Source organism: Luteimonas sp. RIT-PG2_3 (genome assembly GCF_054902115.1).
On the sequence record NZ_JBUBPF010000009.1, the window covers coordinates 1 to 18,012 of the forward strand.

Genomic DNA, 18,012 nt, shown 5'->3' on the forward strand with positions numbered 1-18,012 from the left:
GGGATATGCGCTCCTGCCGTGTCGTGCTGTCTGATGAACCTGCATTCCTGCCATGCCTGGCCTCGCCAGCGATCCCGCCGCGCGTGCACGCGCGGCAGGGGGCGTGCCATGGATCCCGCGTTGTCCTTGCCGCCGGTTACAGGGACGGCGTAGGGTGCGCGAGCCTGATCGAGATCCCATGGAAAAGCTCCCCGAACATCGCTTTGCGCAGTTCTTTGCCGAGACCCGGCAGGGATTGCTGCGCTATGTGCGGCGTCTGGTGGGGTCGCGGGAGACCGCCGAGGACATCGTCCAGGAAGCCTATGCGCGGACCTATGCGCAGGGCGGTAGCGTGGAAACGCCACGGGCGTTCCTGTTCACCGCCGCGCGCAACCTGGCCTTCAATGCCAATCGCGACCACCGTATCGCCAATGCCGAGCTGCAGGCCGATCTCGATGCCGTCGATGGTCTGCAGGCGCCCGGCGCCTCGCCCGAGGACGGACTGATCGCCGACGAGGCCACGCGGCTGTTGCGGGAGGCGATCGAACGCCTGCCACCGCAATGCCGCGCCGCGTTCGTGCTGAAGGTGTTCCAGGGATGCTCGTACAAGGAGATCGCTGCCCAGCTGGCGATCAGCCCGAAGACCGTGGAGAAGCACATTTCCCGTGGATTGCAGGACACGCATGCCTATATGCGTCGGCGCTACCGTGACATGGACGCAGGCAAGGACGTACGCAAGGACGCGCACACGGACGTGCACATGGATGAGGGCAGGACCAGGACATGAGCGAGATCCATCAATTGCCATCGCTCGAGGACGCCGAGCGCGAAGCCGCGGCGTGGATCGCGCGGCTCAATGCCGACGATGTCAGCGCCGAGGACCGGGCTGGCTTCGAAGCCTGGCGCGCGCGGCATCCGCGGCATGCGCGCGCCTACCAGCAGATGGCGCAGACCTGGCAGCAATGCCTCGATGCCGGTCGCACGGTGCGCGCGGTGTCGTTCGGCAATGCGATGCAGGTCGCGTCGCAGACGCAACCGCCCTGGCAGGCGCGCTGGCGCGGCTTCGCGGCGGCGGCGATGGTGGCCGCGGTGATGATCGCCGGCGTGCTGTGGTCGGTGCATCCCCCGGCGAGCTTCAGGACGGGCGTGGGCGAGCGGGCGAGCATTGCACTGCTCGATGGCTCGACGCTGGAACTCAACAGCGACAGCGCGGTGCGTGTCAGCTATCGCGACGACCGCCGGGTGGTGCGGCTGGATCGTGGCGAAGTCTTCGTCAAGGTCGCGCATGACCGCGAGCGTCCGTTCTGGGTGGTCGCCGACCAGACCTGGGTGCGGGCGGTCGGCACCGCGTTCAGCGTCTACCGGCGCGAACAGGATGTCCGCGTGACCGTCAGCGAGGGCAAGGTCAGCGTGGTCGGCGCGGCGCTGATGGACGTGCCCGCCGATGGCGACCTGCCGCGTTTGCCGGCTTCGCTGCTGGGCGCGGGCCAGCAGATCGATGCCCGTGGCGCCAGCGTGCAGGTGCGTGCGCTGCCGCAGGCGGAGGTCGGGCGCGAACTGTCCTGGCGCCAGGGATTGGTGCATTTCGACAACCAGCCTCTGAGCGAGGTCGTGGCGCAGATGCGGCGCTACACGCCGCTGCAGATCGAGCTGGGCGCGAGCGCGCGCGACATCGCCATTGGCGGTACCTTCCGTGCCGATCCGCAGGGCGCCGAAGCCCTGCTGAGCACACTGCAGGATGGTTTCGGCCTGACGGTCAGTCGCCCGGGTGGCGAGCGCGTGCGCGTCGAGTAGATCGGCACGCGCTGCGCCCAGATGGCGCATGCCTGGCGTTGCCTGACGTGCCTGTGCTGATCCGCCTGGTCTGACGTACCAATGCTGAGGTGCCTGTCGTGACCTACCTGCAGGGATGCGCCCGCGTTGATCTGCGTGCGTGGCGCTGCCTGCATTGATCTTCCTGCGTCAGATTTGCCTGTGGCGATGGACGCGCCCCGGGCATCGTCTCCAACCGACACCAGCGTGACGTCATACCGTCACGATCCGACTGGGGGAAATCCGCCCGTCGCGGTTCGTTGTTGAGGAATGGGCCTGCTGCAGGCCTCCGCAAGACACCAACTCCGGGAATCCTTCATGCTGCGTCAGAACCGCTTCCATCCCCTGCACCAGAGCATCGCGACGGCGTTGCGCGCTGGTCTGTGCGCCACCGCGTTGTGCCTGTCGGTCTCCACCGCCGCGTTGGCGCAGGACACCAGCGGCATCGCATTCGACATCCCGGCGCAGCCGATGTCGGAAGCGCTGCGCACGTTCGCGGAGCAGGCCGGCATGCAGCTGCTGTATCGCCCCGATGCGATCACCGGCCTCAATGCGCGCGCCCTGCAGGGCCAATACGACCGCAGGCAGGCGCTGGAGCAACTGCTGCGCGAGACCGACCTGGAAGTGGTCTACAGCGCTGACAATGTCGCCACGATCCGCGTCAAGGGCGGCAGCGGTGCGCAGGTCGACAGCGGCCTGCCGGCCGGTGGCGTGGCGGCAGGCGCCGACGTCAAGGCGCTGGACACGGTCAAGGTGTTCGCGTCGATGAGCAACCAGGTGGCGATCGGATCGAAGTCCGGGCAGACGCTGCGCGAGACCCCGAAGTCGGTGACGCTGGTGACGCGCGAGCGCCTGGAAGCGCAGAACCTGATCTCGCTGGAAGACGCGATGAAGCAGACCACCGGCGTCACCGTCGCGGGCTACGGTTCCGGTGAATCCTGGTACTTCTCGCGCGGCATCCGCGTGCAGACGGTCCTCAAGGATGGCGGTGCGGCCGGCCTGACCGGTAGCTTCGGCGGTTACCTGACGCCGGACATGTCTGCCTACGAACAACTGGAAGTGCTGCGTGGCGTGGACGGCATGTTCACCGGTGCCGGCGAGCCCGGCGGCGTCATCAACCTGGTGCGCAAGCGCGCCAGGGCCAAGAAGGCCGTGCAGATCAACCTGACCGCCGGTCGCTGGGATTTCTATCGCGGCGAGGTCGACGTCACCGGCCCTTTGAGCAGTGACGGTCGCCTGCGCGGGCGCGCGGTCGCGGCCATGCAGGACAGCGGCTACTTCTACCAGCGCGCAAAATCCGACCGCAAGACGCTGTTCGGAACGCTGGAATACGACCTGACCCCGAGCACGCTGCTGATCACCGGCGCGAGCTACGAGCGCCGCAAGGAAGACGGCTACTCGCCGCAGGGCACGGGTCGCTACACCGATGGCCGTGCGCTCGACCTCCCGCGCCACTGGGCCTACAACCCGGACTGGAGCCACTGGTACTTCACGACCAAGGAAGCCTTCCTGCGCGTCGACCAGCAGTACGGCGAGACCGGCCTGCTGAAGGTGAACCTGACCCGGACCGACCAGGAATCAGTGAGTCGCACGGTGACGCCGTACGGTGAAGTCAATCCGGTCACCGGCGCTGGCATGTTTGCCGGCGGCTGGGCCACCGACAATTTCAACACGCAAACGCTGCTGGATGTGTCCGCCAATGGCCACTTCCCGCTGTTCGGGCGCGAGCATCGCTACACCGTGGGCGCCGACTACGCCAAGATCGACGGCGACGGCAGCAGCCTGTCTAGGCTGGATGGCTACGCATGGGGTATCAACAACGGGCGGCCGATCAATCCCTGGGATTTCGATCCCGCCGACTATCCGGAACCGGCCGCGATCATGACGCGCTACTCGCCCGACAACAGGCAGGCGCAGAGCGGCTTCTACGCCACGGTCGGCTTGACGCTCGCCGAGCCGCTCAAGCTGACCCTGGGCGGTCGCTACGGCAAGTTCCGCCAGCGCACGGCCAACCAGGTCGTGACCCTGGATGTGCAGGGGAACTATGTCTTCGGCGCGCCGGTGGTCACCGCTTACAGCGACAGTGCGTTCATTCCCAGCGCGGCGCTGACCTGGGACTTCGCGAAGGACTGGACCGCTTATGCCAGTTATGCCGAGACCTTCAAGGTCCAGGCCAACCGCCTGCAGGCCCCGTTGCCGGGCACCCCATTGGATCCGGTCACAGGCGCCAGCATGGAAATCGGCATCAAGGGCGAAGTCATGGGCTTTCTCAATGTGTCGGCCGCGGCCTTCCGGCTGGAGCGTTCGGGACAGGCGTCGCGCGACCCCTCATATCCGAACACGCCCGGCGAGATGGGCGCGATCTGTTGCTTCTTCCCGCAGTCGGACATGACCACGCAGGGCGTGGATCTCGAAGTCAGCGGCGAGGTGCTGCCGGGCTGGCAGGTCTTCGGCGGCTATACCTACAGCAGCAGCGAATTCGCGTCCGACGCCGACTGGGTCTACTACATCCACATGACGCCCAAGCACATGCTGAAGCTGTGGAGCACTTGGCAGTTGCCCGGGCGCTGGTCGCGCTGGACCCTGAACGGCGGCGTCGTCACGCAGTCGGAGACCTACATGGTCCCGTTTCCGACCGCCAACTCGACCTTCACCTACGGCTATCGGTTCGGGCAAAGCGGCTACGCACTGTGGAACGCTGCGCTGCAGTACCGCGTCAGCGACACATGGAACGTCGGCGTCTACATCGAGAACCTGACCGATAAGCATTACTACCAGGCCTTCGGCCTGGGCGGGCGCACCGAGACGGTCTATGGCACGCCGCGCAATGTGACGCTGTCGCTGCGGGGGCGGTGGTGACATGAAGAAGATCCTGATGGCATTGGCGCTTGCCTGCACCTGCGCGCCCGTCCTCGCCGACGAGGTCGACGACTTCATGCGCGAGCACCTGGCAGCCACCAACACCCCCGGCGCCGCGGTCGTGATGATCAAGGGCGGCGAGATCGTGCGCGCGCAGGGATTCGGTTACGCCAACCTCGAGCACCGCGTCCCGGTCCACGTCGACACGATCTTCCAGTCCGGTTCGATCGGCAAGATGTTCACGGCCGTTGCGGTGATGCTGATGGTCGAGGATGGCAAGCTGGCGCTGGACACACCGATCCGGACCTACCTGCCCGACGCACCTGCGACCTGGGACAGGATCACGGTGCGACACCTGTTGACGCATACCTCGGGCCTGGGCCGCAATTACTACACCTACGGCAAGGTCACCCCGGGCGAATTCGACCTGCGCCTGGACTACAGCGACGCACAGATGATGCAGTTCTTCTACCGCGCCCGGATCGATTTTCCGGCGGGGCAGAAGCTCAGCTACAGCAACACCGGCTATGCGCTGCTGGGCTATCTGGTCAAGCACGTCGGTGGCGTGGCCTACGGCGATGTGCTGAAGCAGCGCGTGTTCCGGCCACTGAACATGCACACCGCCGGCCAGATCGACGACGCCGGCATCGTGCCCAACCGTGCAGCAGGCTACACGCTCGACAGCGCCGGTCAGCTCCACAACCAGGACTGGGTCGCGCCGACCGCCAATGCCACCGGTGACGGCACGCTGTACCTGACCGTGCTGGACTTCGCGAAATGGGAGATGGCCGTGCGCGAACGCAGGATCCTCAAGCCCGAATCCTGGGCGCAGATCCTGGCGCCGGCGCGGCTCAACAGCGGCAAGACCTATCCCTACGGCTTCGGCTGGTTCCTGGGCAAGCACAACGGGCACGCCGCGCAGTATCACAGCGGCGGTTGGCAGGGCTTCTCGACCTTCTATGTGCGCTATCTCGAAGAGGACACTGCGCTGGTAGCCCTGACCAACAGGACGGCCGGCAGGGCCGACGAGATCGCGGTCAATGTCGCGCGACTGCTCGATCCCCGCCTGGCCGCTCCGGCCGGCGCGCCGATCGCCGAACGCGACCCGGAGGTGACGCGCCTGGTGCAGACGATCCTGGCGCCGGCGAACCTGCCTGCTTCCGTGCAGGGCAGGTTCGAGACACCCGAACTGCACAAGCGGGTCGTCGCCAGCTATGACCCGTTCCGCACAACGATGGGCGCGTTGAAGGAGCTGAAGCTGTTCGGTTACGAAGAGCCCGGCGACGATCGTACCTATCGCTACCGCGCGCGCTTCGAGCGTGGCTTCGGCAACGTCATCGTGACGCTGGCTGCCGATGGTCGGATCAACCGCTTTACCGCGCGGCCTGCCGACAGCTGGGACTCGCCGCTGCCATGAGGCCGGGACCGATGCGCGGGGGCGTCGCTGCCGCGACGTCTCCGCGAGCCGGTCATGGACGAGGCTGGAAGGTGCTCGCGCTGCTGCTGGCGTTGGCGGGCTGGATCTTGCCCATGCTGGCGCAAGCCGCCGCACCGGCGCTGATCGAAGAGACCGTCTGGTCGCCAACGCTGTCGGAGTGGCGCCGGGTCGTGGTCCGGCTGCCCGACAGCTACACCACGTCCCGTCAGCGCTATCCCGTCCTGTACCTGCTCGATGGCGATGCGCACGTCGACCATGCGTCCGGACTGGCGGCCTTCCTGGCCGAGAACCAGTTGATGCCGGAAGTGATCGTGGTGGCGATCCCGAACGGGGTGGGATACGCCAAGCGCGATCGCGACCTGACGCCCGACAGCCGTGTCGCCGCGGAGGCCCGGGTCGGTGGCGGTGCGGACCGCTTCCTTGGCTTCGTCCGCGACGATCTCGCGGCCTGGGTCGAGCAACGCTTCCGGACCGTGGACTTCCGGATCCTGGTCGGTCATTCGTATGGCGGCCTGTTTGCCCTGCATGCGCTGGTGGAACGGCCGGAGGCCTTCGATGCCTATCTCGCGCTGGATCCATCGGTCTGGTACGACCGCAAATCGCTGTTGACGCGCCTGCCGCCGGCGTTGCACGGGCTCGACGGCTCTCGTTTCCGCTATCTGTTCACCGCCGGTACGCCGGTCAACGCCGACCTGAAGCAACTGCAGGCGCTGCTGGACGCCGATCCGCCACGGAAGCTGATGCTGCGTTCGCGCGCTGCGCAGGCGGGCGAAGACCACAACGGCATGGTCCACCTGGCCTTGTATGACGGCCTGAAGCAGCTGTTCGACGGCTGGCACCACGGTCCCGTGGTGGAGCGCGCGCAACGCGAGGGCCGCGACCCGCTGGAGGCCCTGGACGCGCATTACACGGCGCTGCGCGATCGCTATGGCTTCGAGGTCGCGCCGTCGATGAAGGCCTTCATCTGGGCGGCCTACACGCAACTGCCGTTGCCGGGTGAGCGACAGGCGGCGAATCCCGCGCGGGCCGTACAGATCCTGCGCGTCATGCGCGACACCTATCCCGAAGGCTTCCGCAACCTTGCCAACGCGCTCGAAGCCGATGGCCGGCGCGACGAGGCCGCGCAGGTCCTGAAGGACGGCATGGACTACTACGGCGCCCGCTCGAGCGACGCCCAGCAATTCCTGAAGCTCGACGACGAACTCAAGCGGCTGCGTCAGACCACCACCGGAGCATCGAATGAAGACTGAAACCCCCAGTATCGCCAGCAGGCTCGCGGCGACGCTGGCACTGGCCCTGCTGTCCCTGTCTGCGCTGGCGTTCGCAGCGGCACCGCTCGCGTCCCCACCGCTCGCGTCCGCTCCGCCCGCGTCCATCCCGCTTGAATCGACGTTGATCGTCAACGCCAGGGTCGTCGATGGCACCGGTGCCCCGGCGTTGGCGAACGCCGCGGTCCGCATCCAGGGTGAGCGCATCGTCGAGGTCGGCCAGCTCACGCCGCGCAGTGGCGAGCGCACGATCGACGCAGGCGGGCGGGTGCTGGCACCGGGCTTCATCGACACCCACAGCCATCACGATCGCGGCATCGAAACGCAGCGCGACGTGCCGGCGGTCATCACCCAGGGCGTGACCACGATCGTCATCGGACAGGATGGCGGGCACAAGCCGCTGGGTGAATTCTTCGCAGGCCTGGAAGCGGACCCGGTCGCGGTCAACGTCGCGTCCTATGTCGGGCATGGCACCGTGCGCCGCGCGGTAATGGGCGACGACTACCGGCGCGCCGCGACGCCGGCCGAACTCGAACGCATGCGCCTGCTGGTGCGCGAGGGCATGCAGCAGGGCGGCCTGGGCCTGTCCACGGGCCTGGAGTACGACCCCGGCATCTATTCGGCACGCGATGAGGTCGTCGCGCTGGCGCGCGAGGCTGCCAGCGTCGGCGGTCGCTACATCAGCCACATGCGCAGCGAGGATCGCGACCTGTGGCGGGCGCTGGAAGAGACCATCGACATCGGCCGCGTGACCGGCATGCCGGTGCAGGTGTCGCATATGAAGCTGGCGATGACCGACTGGTGGGGGCAGGCCGACCGTTACCTGGGCATGCTCGACAGTGCGCGTGCCGAGGGCATCGACGTCACCGGCGATGTCTACCCGTACGAGTACTGGCACTCCTGGCTGTCGGTGCTGTTCCCCGATCGCGACTTCCAGAACCGCGAGACCACCGAGTTCGTGCTGCGCAGCCTCGCACCGGCCGAAGGCATCATCGTGTCCGGCTACAAACCCGATCCCACGCTGGTCGGCAAGCGCATCCCCGAGATCGCCCGTCTGTGGAACATGGACGATGCCGCGGTGGTCATGAGGCTGCTGACCGAGGCCGACAAGGCCAAGTCGCAGGTCAATGTCGTCGCCACCAGCATGCGCGAGGACGATGTCGCCAAACTGATCGCATGGCCGCACAGCAACATCTGCTCCGACGGCAACCTGGGCGGTGCGCACCCGCGCGGTGCCGGCGCGTTCACGCGCGTGCTGCGCGTCTACATGCGCGAGAAACGGCTGTTGTCGCTGGAGCAGGCCGTGCACAAGATGAGCGGCGCGGCGGCGGCGCATATGGGGCTCGGCGATCGCGGTGTCATCCGCGCCGGTGCCTATGCCGACCTGGTGCTGCTGGACCCCGAGACCGTGGCCGACAAGGCGGTCATCGGCGATTCCACCGCGACCTCGGTCGGCATCGAGCGCGTCTGGGTCAATGGCGCCCTGGTGCTCGATGGCGGCAAGCCCACCGGCGTGTTGGCCGGCAAGCCGCTGCGTCGCGCGACGGTGGCGTCCTCGCGCTGAGGACGGGAAGGGCGACCGGGCGCTGGAGGCGCCCGGCCGCGTACTCGACTGCCTTAAAACCTGTTTACGATCTGTCGCGAGCGCAGTCAGGTGGCGCGTGGCGGAGCGCAGAAAGCGCAGTGCATGTGCCTGTCGACAAACATGTTCATGAGCATTTTTGGCCGCCATCCATGGCGGCCACCCTTCGGGCCAGCGCGATGCGCTGTCAAGAACCGCTCCAGGCGGTTCTTTCGAGCACCGCACGCGCGCCAGATGGCAAGCGCAGCAAGAGCGTGAGCAGGTTTTCAGCGATGCGCGTGGTGCGCGTGCGGATGGTCGCCGCGCAAGGCCAGCGCCTGGTAGGCCAGATGTTCCAGGTCGCTCATGCGCGCTGCCGCTCCGCGAGGCCGGTCCGGACCCTGCTTGCGGTCCAGCACCAGCTCGGCGCCCAGGCCGGCATACAGGTAGCGATCGCCGTAGGCATGCAGCAGCGCGGCGAACGTGGCCTCGCCGGTGCAATGGCCGGGGGCGATGAAGTCGATATCGTAGGGCGCCAGCGCTGCGACGACGCCGGCGATCGTCGCGTCATCGGCATTGACGTAGTGGAAGCCGCCGATGACCAGGTGGATGTCGGGCTCGAGCCTGGCGGCCTCGGCGACGATCAGCGGCAGGCCCGGATGCGAGCAGCCGACGACCACCAACAGACCCTGCGGCGTGCGCACCGCCAGCGACAGTTCCCGAAGCTCGCGGGTGCCGGCGACATCGGAAACCGTCGCGATGGCCCACACGCCGGGCGCGATCTCGGTGGTCTTGGCCAGCGGATTGAAGTGAGCGCCGGGCCACGCGCTGCCGAAGCTCAGCGTCTCCTCGGGCTTGCCATCGTAGTAGCGCATGTGCGCGGGCAGCGAGGCGTCCTTGCGGTAGAAGCTCGAGGGCAGCGACGAGCCATAGATGCCGAAGCCTTCCTGCGGGGCGTGGATCGTGACGCCGGGATTGGCGGCCAGCACGACCGCCAGGCCGGCCATGTGGTCGGCATGGCGATGCGACATGACCACCATGTCGAGGTCGGCCAGGTCGATGCCCTTGGCCTTGACGTTGGCGGCGAAGATCTCGGCATCGTTGCCGGTATCGAACAGGATGCGCTGGCCGTCAACCTCGATCAGGGCGGCGAAGCCCCAGTCCTTCTGCAGCGTATCGTCGTTGCCGAAGGCGTCATAGATCACGGTGATCCGGGGAGCGGGCGCCGCGGTCTCGGCGCTGGCATGGGCCGGCGCGGGGCAGATCAGTCCGGGGCGACCAGCGCGACAAGCAGGGCGCTGGCGGACAACAGGGCACGGAGGCGCATCGACGTGGGTCCTTGCGGGTGGGGAGGTCCAGATTACCCGTCCACGCCTGGCCATGACCGCCGCGTGCCGCCGATCGGACATGACAGGAGGGCAAGACCGCATGCGGGCGCTGCCTGCGCCACGCCAAGGCATCAGAAGCGCGCGTCGCCGGGCAGGTAGCGCCAGTGGCCGGGCAGCATCTTCGCCAGTCCGATCCTGCCGATGCGCAGCCGCCGGATGCCGGTCACGCGCAGGCCGACCTGGGCGCACATCCGCTGCAACTGGCCGGGGCGGACGTCCTTGATCGCGAAACGCAGGCGTCGTTCGCTCTGCCAGCTGACCTTGCAGGGCGGCAGTACGCGGCCCTCGTCCTGCATGCCCCGCGCCAGCTGCGACAGTCCGTAGGGCGGCAGGTCCTCGCCTTCGACCTCGACGACGTACTCCTGTTCGAGCATCGCCGCGTCCTCGGTCAACCGGCGCAGGGCACGGTGGTCCTGGCTCAGCACCAGCAGGCCGCTGCTGTCGGCCTCCAGCGGCAGCGGGATCTCGAGCCGCTGCAGGTGGCGCCTGAGCATGCGCATGCCGCTGGCATCGACGTCGCTGCGTGACGCCGCCGTCAGCAGCGCGATCGCCGCCTCGCTGTCGATGCCCGCCGGCTTGTGCAGCAACAGCGTCGCCGGTTCGGCATCACCGAGCCGGGCCTCGGCGTCCAGCGTGACCTGTTGGGCATCGACCATGTGTTGCGGTTGTTCGACGACGACGCCATCGACCGACACCCAGCCGCCCTCGACGTACTGGCGCGCCTCGGCGCGCGAGCAGCCGATCATCTCGCTGACGTATTTGTCGAGCCGGGTGGACAGGGTCATCATGGCTTGCTTGGGCGTGGGCTGGGGAGTGTACTGGTTGCGTGCCTGCCTTGCGCTGCGAGGGCTGGATACTCAGCCTCATCGACACCGCACCCGCGTCCGGGCGCGGCGTCGATGTGCTCCGCCAACATGTACACCGCGAACAGGTGTGCCGCGAACGTGTGGATCGCGGGCATCCGCCGTACCGCCGTCTTCACTACCGTCTTCCGGGAGTTGCGATGTCGTCAGACGACCTGATTGCCCTTGCCAGCGACGCGCTGCGGGGCCTGCTGCAATCGGTACTGCCGGCGGGCGTGCCGGTCGTGGTCGGTGCGCCCGAGGACACCGGCGCCGGCCTGTGGCTGCACCTGCTGCGGATCACCGAGCCCGCCGAATGGAGGCAAGCGCCCAGTGCCGGTGAGGATCCGGCAGCGCGACGACGCGACCTGCACCTGCGCATGGATTACCTGGTCGCAGGGGCCGCCGATGAAGCGCTGCAGGCGCATGCCTTGCTGGGCGCCGCGCTGCGTGTGATCACCGACCAGCCTGTCCTCGACCGCACCCGCCTGGCGCCGTTGTTGTCGCAACCGCATCGGCTGACCGCAACGCCTGCGAGCGAACTGGTCTTGCGCTGGCGCCTGCTGGACCTGTCGTTGGCCGAGCAGGCCACGCTGTGGATCGCCAGCGCGGCGGCGCAGCGTGCCGGCCTGTTCGTGCAGGGCGATGTTGTCTGGCGTCGACGTCCCGATGCGCAACCCGGATCGCCTGTCCTCGAACGCCACGATCGCATGCCGCTGCAAGGCTGAGCCGGCGCGCTGCGTCGGGCCGGGCATGAACGGCACAGTTATAGTGTCGGACACACTTCATGGAGGATCCCGATGACACGTATCCATTCACTTGCATGCGCGTCCCTTGCATGCGCGCTGCTGATGGCGGTGCTGCCGCTGGCCGTGGCCGGGGCGCAGGCGCAGTCGGTGCGCCCGCGACATGCATTCACCACTGACGAAGCCTTCGACGCGTCGAAGATCCCGGCCTATGCCGGACGGCACGACGACGTCTACCGGCGCATCGACGCCGACCTCGACAGCCATGTCGTGCAGCTGCAGCGCTGGGTGCGCCAGCGTTCGATCAGCGCGCAGGACGACGGCATCGACGCAATGGCGGCCCTGCTGGCCGACGATCTGCGCGGACTCGGCTTCCAGGACGTCCGGCTGGTGGAGACGCCCGGCCATCCGGGCGTGCTGGGGCATTTCGATGCCGGCGCCGACACCACCCTGGTGGTCTACATGATGTACGACGTGCAGCCGATCGAGGACAACTGGCAGGTCGAGGATCCCTTCGCCGGGCAGTTGGTCGACCATGAGCTGGGCAAGGTCCTGATGGCGCGCGGCGCCACCAACCAGAAGGGTCCGCAGCGCGCCTTCCTCAATGCGGTCGACGCGATGCTGAAGACGCACGGCACGTTGCCGGTCAACCTGTATGTCGTCGCCGAGGGCGAGGAAGAGCTGGGATCGCCGAACTTCGGCGCCGTCATCGAACCATGGCGCGAACGCCTGCAGGCCGCCGACGGCGCCTTCTTCCCGATGAACATCCAGAACCCGACCGGCGAGGCGATGCTCAACCTCGGCGTCAAGGGCATCGTCTATTTCGAGCTGGAAGCCAAGGGCGGCGGCTGGGGCGGGCCGGCGAAGTCCGAAGTGCACGGTTCGCTGAAGTCGCTGGTCGATTCGCCGACGCTGCGGCTGGTGCAGGCGATCGCGTCGATGACCAGTGCCGATGGCAACGAGATCCTGATCCCCGGCTACTACGACGCCGTGCGTCCGCCGAGCCTCGAGGAGCAGCGGCTGATCAATGCCGAGGCCCGGCATGCCGACGACGCGGTGCGCCAGCGCGCGTTCGGCGTCTCGCGCTGGATCAATGGCGAGACCGGTCGCGATGCGATCGTGCGCAACCTGTTCGACCCGACGTTCAACGTCGACGGGATCTGGAGCGGCTATACCGGCGAAGGCATCAAGACCATCCTGCCGCACGTGGCGACCGCCAAGATCGACTCCCGCCTGCCGCCGGGGCTCGAGCCCGACGCGGTGTACCGGATGATCCGCACACACCTGGATGCGAAGGGCTTCAGCGATCTCGTCGTGCGGCCGATGTCGGGCTATCCCGCCGCCGCCACCGCCGTCGACACTCCCCTGGTGCAGGCGGCGATCGGAGTGTTCAACAAGTACGGGGCCACCCCGCGGGTCGCCCCGTGGCTGGGCGGCAGCGCGCCATTCCACCATTTCACGCGGACGTTGAAGCTGCCGTTCGTGTTCGGAGGACTTGGACACGGCTCCGGCGCACACGGCCCGGACGAATACATGCTGATCGCGCCGGCCAAAGGCGTTGCCGCGGCAGGGCTGGCGGACGTCGAGAAGTCCTACGTCGACCTGCTGCATGCCTTGGCGCGGACCGCAGGCGAATGATGGGCGCCGATCCCGTCCAGGCCGCGCGTGCCAGCGTGCCGGCGCCTGCCACCATCGACATACCGGCAGCGGGCACTTCCGACCGCGCCGACGCGCTTCCGCCGATCCCGTGGCTACAGACGCGGCGATTGCGTCTGCGTCCGTTGCAGGTCGGCGACCGTGACCTGTACCTGCGCACGTACTGCGATGCCGGCGTCATGCGGCATGTCGGCCCGCCGCTGACGGCGGAGGCTGCGGGAAAGGGGTTCGAACTCGTGCTCCGGCAGCAGTCGGCCACGCCGGCGCGCGCCTGGTACTGGGTCTTGGTGCCGCGCGACAGCGACGAACTCAAGGGCATCGGCCTCATGGCGCTGGTCTTCGATGCCGGGCGACAGACGGCCGAGCTTGGCCTGCTGCTGGCCCCGCATGCGCACGTGCAGGACACGTCGGGGGCGGGCACGCAGAAGCAGGGCACGCAAGGACAGGGCCATGCCAGTGCCGCGATCGCCGCACTGCTGGACTGGCTGGCAGAGGGTAAGGGACCTGGCCGCCTGTGGACCCGGCACCTGCCCGCGAATCCCGCTGCGCGGGGGCTGATGCAGCGCTTGCATTTCCTCCTCGATGGCGAACATGCGGGATATCTGCACTGGTCCATGGATCGTGCGCGATGGGCGGATGTCGGCGGCCTGGTGCGCGAGGTGATCGCCGCATGAGCGCATCGCAGGGCAGCCTGGCCTGCGTCGGCCTGGGCATGATGCTGGGAGCCCACCTGGGGCCGCGCGCGCGCAGCCATATCGAACAGGCCGACGTGGTGTTCGTCGCGGTCTCGGACCCGATCGTTGAACTCTGGGTCCAGCAGATGCACCACGACGTCCGCAGCCTGCAACCGTTCTACCAGGCCGGCAGTTCGCGCCACGACACCTACCGGGCCATGGTCGAGACGATGCTGGTGGAGGTCCGCGCCGGCCGCAACGTCTGCGGCGCCTTCTACGGCCATCCGGGCGTGTTCGCACTGGTGCCGCACCGGGCGATCGCCCAGGCGCGCGAAGAGGGCCATGTCGCCCACATGGAGCCCGGGATCTCGGCCGAGGATTGCCTGTACAGCGACCTCGGCATTGATCCTGGCAGCCATGGCTGCCAGCACTACGAGGCCAGCCAGTTCATGTTCTACCGTCGCCGGATCGATCCATCGGCCCATCTGGTGTTGTGGCAGATCGGAGTTGCCGGGGATCGTTCCACCGGCAGAACAACGACCGGCCCCGGGCATCGGCGACTGCTGCTGGAGCGCCTGCTGGAGGATTATCCGCCAGGACACCCCACGCTGCTCTATGAAGCTGCTACCCTTCCGATCGCGCGACCACGGATCGATGGGATTCCGCTGGAGGGGATTGTCGAGGCGGATCTGAAGACGCAGACGACCTGGGTCCTTCCACCGGCTCGACCCCTGGAACGCGACGAGGCGATGCTCGATCGGATCGCCGCGTTGGACCGCAGTGCGCCGATCGACACGATCAACAAAGCATGACGTCAGGGGATTTTTGCATGTCCAATGCGGTTGCATTTCTGGAAGCCATGGCCAGCCGGCCGCTGTATGCGTGGAACGCGGACGATTACGACGCCGCGGTCGCTGCGCTCGATATCGAGGGCGCGCAACGCCAGGCACTTCTCGATCGCGACGCCGATGGCCTGAGCGCGCTGCTGCGCGTCCGGCCCGCGATGTTCTGCATGATCATGACGCCCGATGGCGGCGAGACCGAAGAGCCGCTGGATGCACCGGATCGTCATGACGACGATGACGATGGCAAGCCATCGCCGGACGACGAGCACGACGGCGACGGACCGGTTCGACCCGACTGAGGCCACCGGTCGCGGTCGCCACAACAAGGAACGTGGCGAGGTAGACGAATGAAGATGCGGTTGCATTCGTTGTTGCGCACCACCCTGATCGTGCTGCTGGCCTGCGCGATGACGCCCGTGTGGGCCAACGACGCGTTCGAAACCCTGCTCGGCGAAGCAGATGCCGTCCGTACCTCGGATGCGCGGCGGTTTGCCGTGCTGCTGGAGCAGTTGGACCGGCAGGTCGAGGGAGCAACCACGCCACAGCGCCAGCGCCTCGCGCTGCTGCGTGCGCATCGCCTGATATCCACCGGTGAATCGGCTGCGGCGATCGCCAAGCTCAAGCCACTGGCGACCGGGGCCGAGGACGTGACGCTGCGCTTCCTCGCCGGCTCCATGCTGGCCAATACCTATGCCATCACCCGCCAGTTCGAGGAGGGCCTGGTTGCGATCGAGGCGATGCTGGCCTTGCAGGCCGACGTCAAGGATCGCGACGTGCTGCATCGCGGCCTGATGGTGGCCGGCCTGACCTACAGCCAGGTCGGTGAGTACGCGACGGCGCGGCACTATGCCGTGCAGGTGCTCGAAGGCGTTCCGCTGCCGCGGACCCAGTGCGCGGCCAACAATCTGCTGCTGGAGGCGGCGCTCGGGCTGAACGAACGTATCGCCGATGAAGATGCGCAGGCGGCGATCCGTCATTGCGATGAATTGAAGGAGCCGATCATGGCCGGGTTTTCGCGGACCTACCTGGCCAAGTCCATGTTCGTGCAGGGCCGCACGCGCGAAGCGATCGAGCTGCTGGAGGGGTATCTGGCCCGCGTTGAAGACACTGGCTATCCGACCCTGATCGGCCAGTACCACGCGATGCTGGCCGAGTACCGGATGAAGCTTGGCGACATCGATCGCGCGGACCGCCATGCGCGGGCGGCGATCTCGATGGCGTCGTCGATCGCCAGCTCGCTGCCGCTGGTCGTCGCCTATCGGACTCTGTACGAGATCGCGATGTCGCGCGGCGACGATGCGGCCGCATTGAATGCGCACCTGCGTTACGCGCAGGCGGACAAGGCGCATTTCAACGACATGAAATCGCGCGAGATGGCCTACCAGGTCGTCCGCCACCAATCGCAGCAGCAGGCCCAGCAGATCCAGTTGCTGAGCCAGAAGAACCAGTTGTTGCAGCTGCAGAAACGCGTGACCGAACAGCGTGCGCAGAGCTGGCTGCTGGTGGCGGTGCTGCTGGTGTTCCTGACCGCGACGATCAGTTACTGGGCCTACAAGACCAAGCGCCTGCAGATGCGGCTCAAGCGCATGGCCGAGATCGATACGCTGACCTGCATCAGCAATCGCCATCACTTCACCCAGAAGTCCGAGAGGGCGCTGGCGCAGTGCCTCAAGGAAGGTCGCGTGGTCGCGCTGCTGATGTTCGACCTCGACCACTTCAAGCAGGTCAACGACCGTTTCGGCCACGCGGCCGGCGACTGGGCGCTGAAGGAGATCGCGGCGGCCTGCATGCCGTTGTCGGGGCCGGAGGACTGCCTCTGCCGTCTCGGTGGCGAAGAGTTCGCGATCCTGCTGCCCGGTTACGACATGCAGATGGCACGCCGTCTGGCGGCCGATGCCCTGGCGCGTTTCAGCCGCATCGACGCGGCCTCTAATGGCTACGACTTCAAGCTGACCGCGAGTTTCGGCGTCACCGACACCAGCATGTCCGGCCATGACCTGACCCGCATGCTGTCGCATGCCGACAAGGCCATGTACCGCGCCAAGCGTGCCGGCCGCAACCGCATCTGCATGTTCGAGGAAGGCAACGCCACGATGCTGCCGTTCTCGATCGAAGCCCCCACCGTCGACCCCGACCTCGACGCCGAAGTCGCCCGCCGCCGCAACCTCGCGTTGTCGTAGGGCGGGTCCAGCCCCGCCAATAGCCAGAAGCGATCCCTAAATCCTGTCGGCCCCCTCGGCCCCATCAATCCCGATCCGGCGCCCCCAGCGGAAACAGCTGCCGGTAGGGTCGCGCTTCGTCGACCGCGCGTGCGAACGACGGGCGTGCCAGCAGGCGTTGCCGGTACGCAAGCACGCGGGCATGTCGCGGGTCGATCCGATGGGTCCAGTCGGCATAGAACAGGAATGGCGCGGCGCCGCAGTCGCCCAGCGTGAAACGGTTGCCTGCGGCCCATTCGCGGTCGCCCAGGGTGGCGTCCAGCCAGGCATAGGCGGTGTCGAGCAGCCGTCGCGCTTCGGCGACCCCATGCGGGTCGCGATCCGCGTCGGGCCGGAGGCGGTCGACGACGATCTTCTGCTGCGGCGTGAGATGTAGTGGTCGAAGAACCGGTCGAGTCCGCGCACCTGCAGCGCTTCGCTGGCCGGCTCGGGCAGCAGTCGTACCGGCCCGGGTGATGCAGGGCCAGGTGTTCGACGATCGTGCTGGCTTCCGGGATCCTCCGGCCGGCATCGACCAGCACCGGGAAGCGGCCGATCGGCCATCGCGCCTTCATGTCGGCCATGTGCGTGCCTTCGCCGAGATGCCGGTATTCGAACACGGTGTCGTTTTCGTACGGCGCGACCAGCACCTTCTGGCAATACGACGAGAAGGGATGTGCGTACAGGGCGGGGATCGCAGGCATGGCCGGGGCTCGCTTCATGGGCGGGATGGCGCAACGACGACC

General features: G+C 67.4%; 14 protein-coding genes and 2 pseudogenes. 12 read left to right on the forward strand and 4 right to left on the reverse strand.

All coding sequences use genetic code 11. The annotated features are described in order from the left end of the window. Positions 1-178: 178 nt before the first annotated feature. From ACYX7E_RS13750 to ACYX7E_RS13775, 6 genes are all read left to right on the forward strand, one after another. Positions 179-766, forward strand: a complete 588-nt coding sequence (locus ACYX7E_RS13750) for an RNA polymerase sigma factor (protein WP_462081160.1) — start codon at positions 179-181, stop codon at positions 764-766. Further along, positions 763-1,773: a FecR family protein gene (locus tag ACYX7E_RS13755; RefSeq protein WP_462081161.1), complete on the forward strand. Its 1,011-nt coding sequence runs from the start codon at positions 763-765 to the stop codon at positions 1,771-1,773. Before ACYX7E_RS13750 ends, ACYX7E_RS13755 begins: the two co-directional genes overlap by 4 nt. 336 nt (positions 1,774-2,109) lie before the next feature. Then, entirely contained in the window at positions 2,110-4,650 is a 2,541-nt protein-coding gene (locus ACYX7E_RS13760; RefSeq protein ID WP_462081162.1) for a TonB-dependent siderophore receptor, read from the forward strand. A gap of 1 nt (position 4,651) precedes the next feature. Beyond that, positions 4,652-6,067 (forward strand): serine hydrolase domain-containing protein, encoded by a 1,416-nt coding sequence (locus ACYX7E_RS13765; protein ID WP_462081163.1) that lies wholly within the window; start codon positions 4,652-4,654, stop codon positions 6,065-6,067. 113 nt (positions 6,068-6,180) lie between these two features. Then, positions 6,181-7,338: an alpha/beta hydrolase gene (locus tag ACYX7E_RS13770; protein WP_462081164.1), complete on the forward strand. Its 1,158-nt coding sequence runs from the start codon at positions 6,181-6,183 to the stop codon at positions 7,336-7,338. Beyond that, positions 7,328-8,920 carry an N-acyl-D-amino-acid deacylase family protein gene (locus ACYX7E_RS13775; RefSeq protein ID WP_462081165.1) on the forward strand — a complete coding sequence of 531 codons (1,593 nt, stop codon included), beginning with the start codon at positions 7,328-7,330 and terminating at the stop codon, positions 8,918-8,920. The genes ACYX7E_RS13770 and ACYX7E_RS13775 overlap by 11 nt, the downstream gene beginning before the upstream one ends. Before the next feature lie 284 nt (positions 8,921-9,204). Here the strand turns inward: ACYX7E_RS13775 and ACYX7E_RS13780 are convergent, their stop codons facing one another. Beyond that, the gene (locus ACYX7E_RS13780) at positions 9,205-10,122 is read right to left on the reverse strand and encodes an MBL fold metallo-hydrolase (protein ID WP_462081166.1); all 918 of its coding nucleotides are present in this window, start codon (positions 10,120-10,122) and stop codon (positions 9,205-9,207) included. A gap of 254 nt (positions 10,123-10,376) precedes the next feature. Further along, positions 10,377-11,090 (reverse strand): rRNA pseudouridine synthase, encoded by a 714-nt coding sequence (locus ACYX7E_RS13785; protein WP_462081167.1) that lies wholly within the window; start codon positions 11,088-11,090, stop codon positions 10,377-10,379. Between the two features lie 218 nt (positions 11,091-11,308). Here ACYX7E_RS13785 and ACYX7E_RS13790 point away from each other — a divergent pair, with 218 nt between their 5' ends. The 6 genes from ACYX7E_RS13790 (at position 11,309) to ACYX7E_RS13815 (ending at position 17,248) form a co-directional block, all read left to right on the forward strand. Continuing rightward, complete coding sequence (locus ACYX7E_RS13790; RefSeq protein WP_462081168.1) at positions 11,309-11,875, forward strand: Pvc16 family protein; 567 nt, start codon at positions 11,309-11,311, stop codon at positions 11,873-11,875. Positions 11,876-11,947: 72 nt separating this feature from the next. Continuing rightward, positions 11,948-13,531 carry a M20/M25/M40 family metallo-hydrolase gene (locus tag ACYX7E_RS13795; RefSeq protein WP_462081169.1) on the forward strand — a complete coding sequence of 528 codons (1,584 nt, stop codon included), beginning with the start codon at positions 11,948-11,950 and terminating at the stop codon, positions 13,529-13,531. After that, positions 13,531-14,223, forward strand: a complete 693-nt coding sequence (locus tag ACYX7E_RS13800) for a GNAT family N-acetyltransferase (RefSeq protein ID WP_462081170.1) — start codon at positions 13,531-13,533, stop codon at positions 14,221-14,223. The genes ACYX7E_RS13795 and ACYX7E_RS13800 overlap by 1 nt, the downstream gene beginning before the upstream one ends. Next, positions 14,220-15,035 (forward strand): SAM-dependent methyltransferase, encoded by an 816-nt coding sequence (locus ACYX7E_RS13805; RefSeq protein ID WP_462081171.1) that lies wholly within the window; start codon positions 14,220-14,222, stop codon positions 15,033-15,035. Before ACYX7E_RS13800 ends, ACYX7E_RS13805 begins: the two co-directional genes overlap by 4 nt. A gap of 17 nt (positions 15,036-15,052) precedes the next feature. Beyond that, on the forward strand, positions 15,053-15,367 hold the full coding sequence (locus ACYX7E_RS13810) for a hypothetical protein (protein ID WP_462081172.1): 315 nt from the start codon (positions 15,053-15,055) through the stop codon (positions 15,365-15,367). Between the two features lie 48 nt (positions 15,368-15,415). Then, positions 15,416-17,248 carry a diguanylate cyclase domain-containing protein gene (locus ACYX7E_RS13815; protein ID WP_462081173.1) on the forward strand — a complete coding sequence of 611 codons (1,833 nt, stop codon included), beginning with the start codon at positions 15,416-15,418 and terminating at the stop codon, positions 17,246-17,248. Positions 17,249-17,447: 199 nt separating this feature from the next. Here ACYX7E_RS13815 and ACYX7E_RS13820 read toward each other — a convergent pair. Both ACYX7E_RS13820 and ACYX7E_RS13825 read right to left on the reverse strand, forming a co-directional pair. Further along, positions 17,448-17,798: pseudogene (locus ACYX7E_RS13820) on the reverse strand (glutathione S-transferase C-terminal domain-containing protein); the annotation flags it as partial. Further along, positions 17,794-17,988, reverse strand: a pseudogene (locus ACYX7E_RS13825) (glutathione S-transferase N-terminal domain-containing protein); the annotation flags it as partial. The pseudogenes ACYX7E_RS13825 and ACYX7E_RS13820, both read right to left, overlap by 5 nt. Positions 17,989-18,012 lie beyond the last annotated feature (24 nt).

Bases quoted from the DNA above. Each gene is read 5' to 3' on its own strand.
- ACYX7E_RS13750 (WP_462081160.1), top strand. From the start codon at position 179: ATGGAAAAGCTCCCCGAACATCGCTTTGCGCAGTTCTTTGCCGAGACC.
- ACYX7E_RS13755 (WP_462081161.1), top strand. From the start codon at position 763: ATGAGCGAGATCCATCAATTGCCATCGCTCGAGGACGCCGAGCGCGAA.
- ACYX7E_RS13760 (WP_462081162.1), top strand. From the start codon at position 2,110: ATGCTGCGTCAGAACCGCTTCCATCCCCTGCACCAGAGCATCGCGACG.
- ACYX7E_RS13765 (WP_462081163.1), top strand. From the start codon at position 4,652: ATGAAGAAGATCCTGATGGCATTGGCGCTTGCCTGCACCTGCGCGCCC.
- ACYX7E_RS13770 (WP_462081164.1), top strand. From the start codon at position 6,181: ATGCTGGCGCAAGCCGCCGCACCGGCGCTGATCGAAGAGACCGTCTGG.
- ACYX7E_RS13775 (WP_462081165.1), top strand. From the start codon at position 7,328: ATGAAGACTGAAACCCCCAGTATCGCCAGCAGGCTCGCGGCGACGCTG.
- ACYX7E_RS13785 (WP_462081167.1), bottom strand. From the start codon at position 11,090: ATGACCCTGTCCACCCGGCTCGACAAATACGTCAGCGAGATGATCGGC.
- ACYX7E_RS13790 (WP_462081168.1), top strand. From the start codon at position 11,309: ATGTCGTCAGACGACCTGATTGCCCTTGCCAGCGACGCGCTGCGGGGC.
- ACYX7E_RS13795 (WP_462081169.1), top strand. From the start codon at position 11,948: ATGACACGTATCCATTCACTTGCATGCGCGTCCCTTGCATGCGCGCTG.
- ACYX7E_RS13800 (WP_462081170.1), top strand. From the start codon at position 13,531: ATGGGCGCCGATCCCGTCCAGGCCGCGCGTGCCAGCGTGCCGGCGCCT.
- ACYX7E_RS13805 (WP_462081171.1), top strand. From the start codon at position 14,220: ATGAGCGCATCGCAGGGCAGCCTGGCCTGCGTCGGCCTGGGCATGATG.
- ACYX7E_RS13810 (WP_462081172.1), top strand. From the start codon at position 15,053: ATGTCCAATGCGGTTGCATTTCTGGAAGCCATGGCCAGCCGGCCGCTG.
- ACYX7E_RS13815 (WP_462081173.1), top strand. From the start codon at position 15,416: ATGAAGATGCGGTTGCATTCGTTGTTGCGCACCACCCTGATCGTGCTG.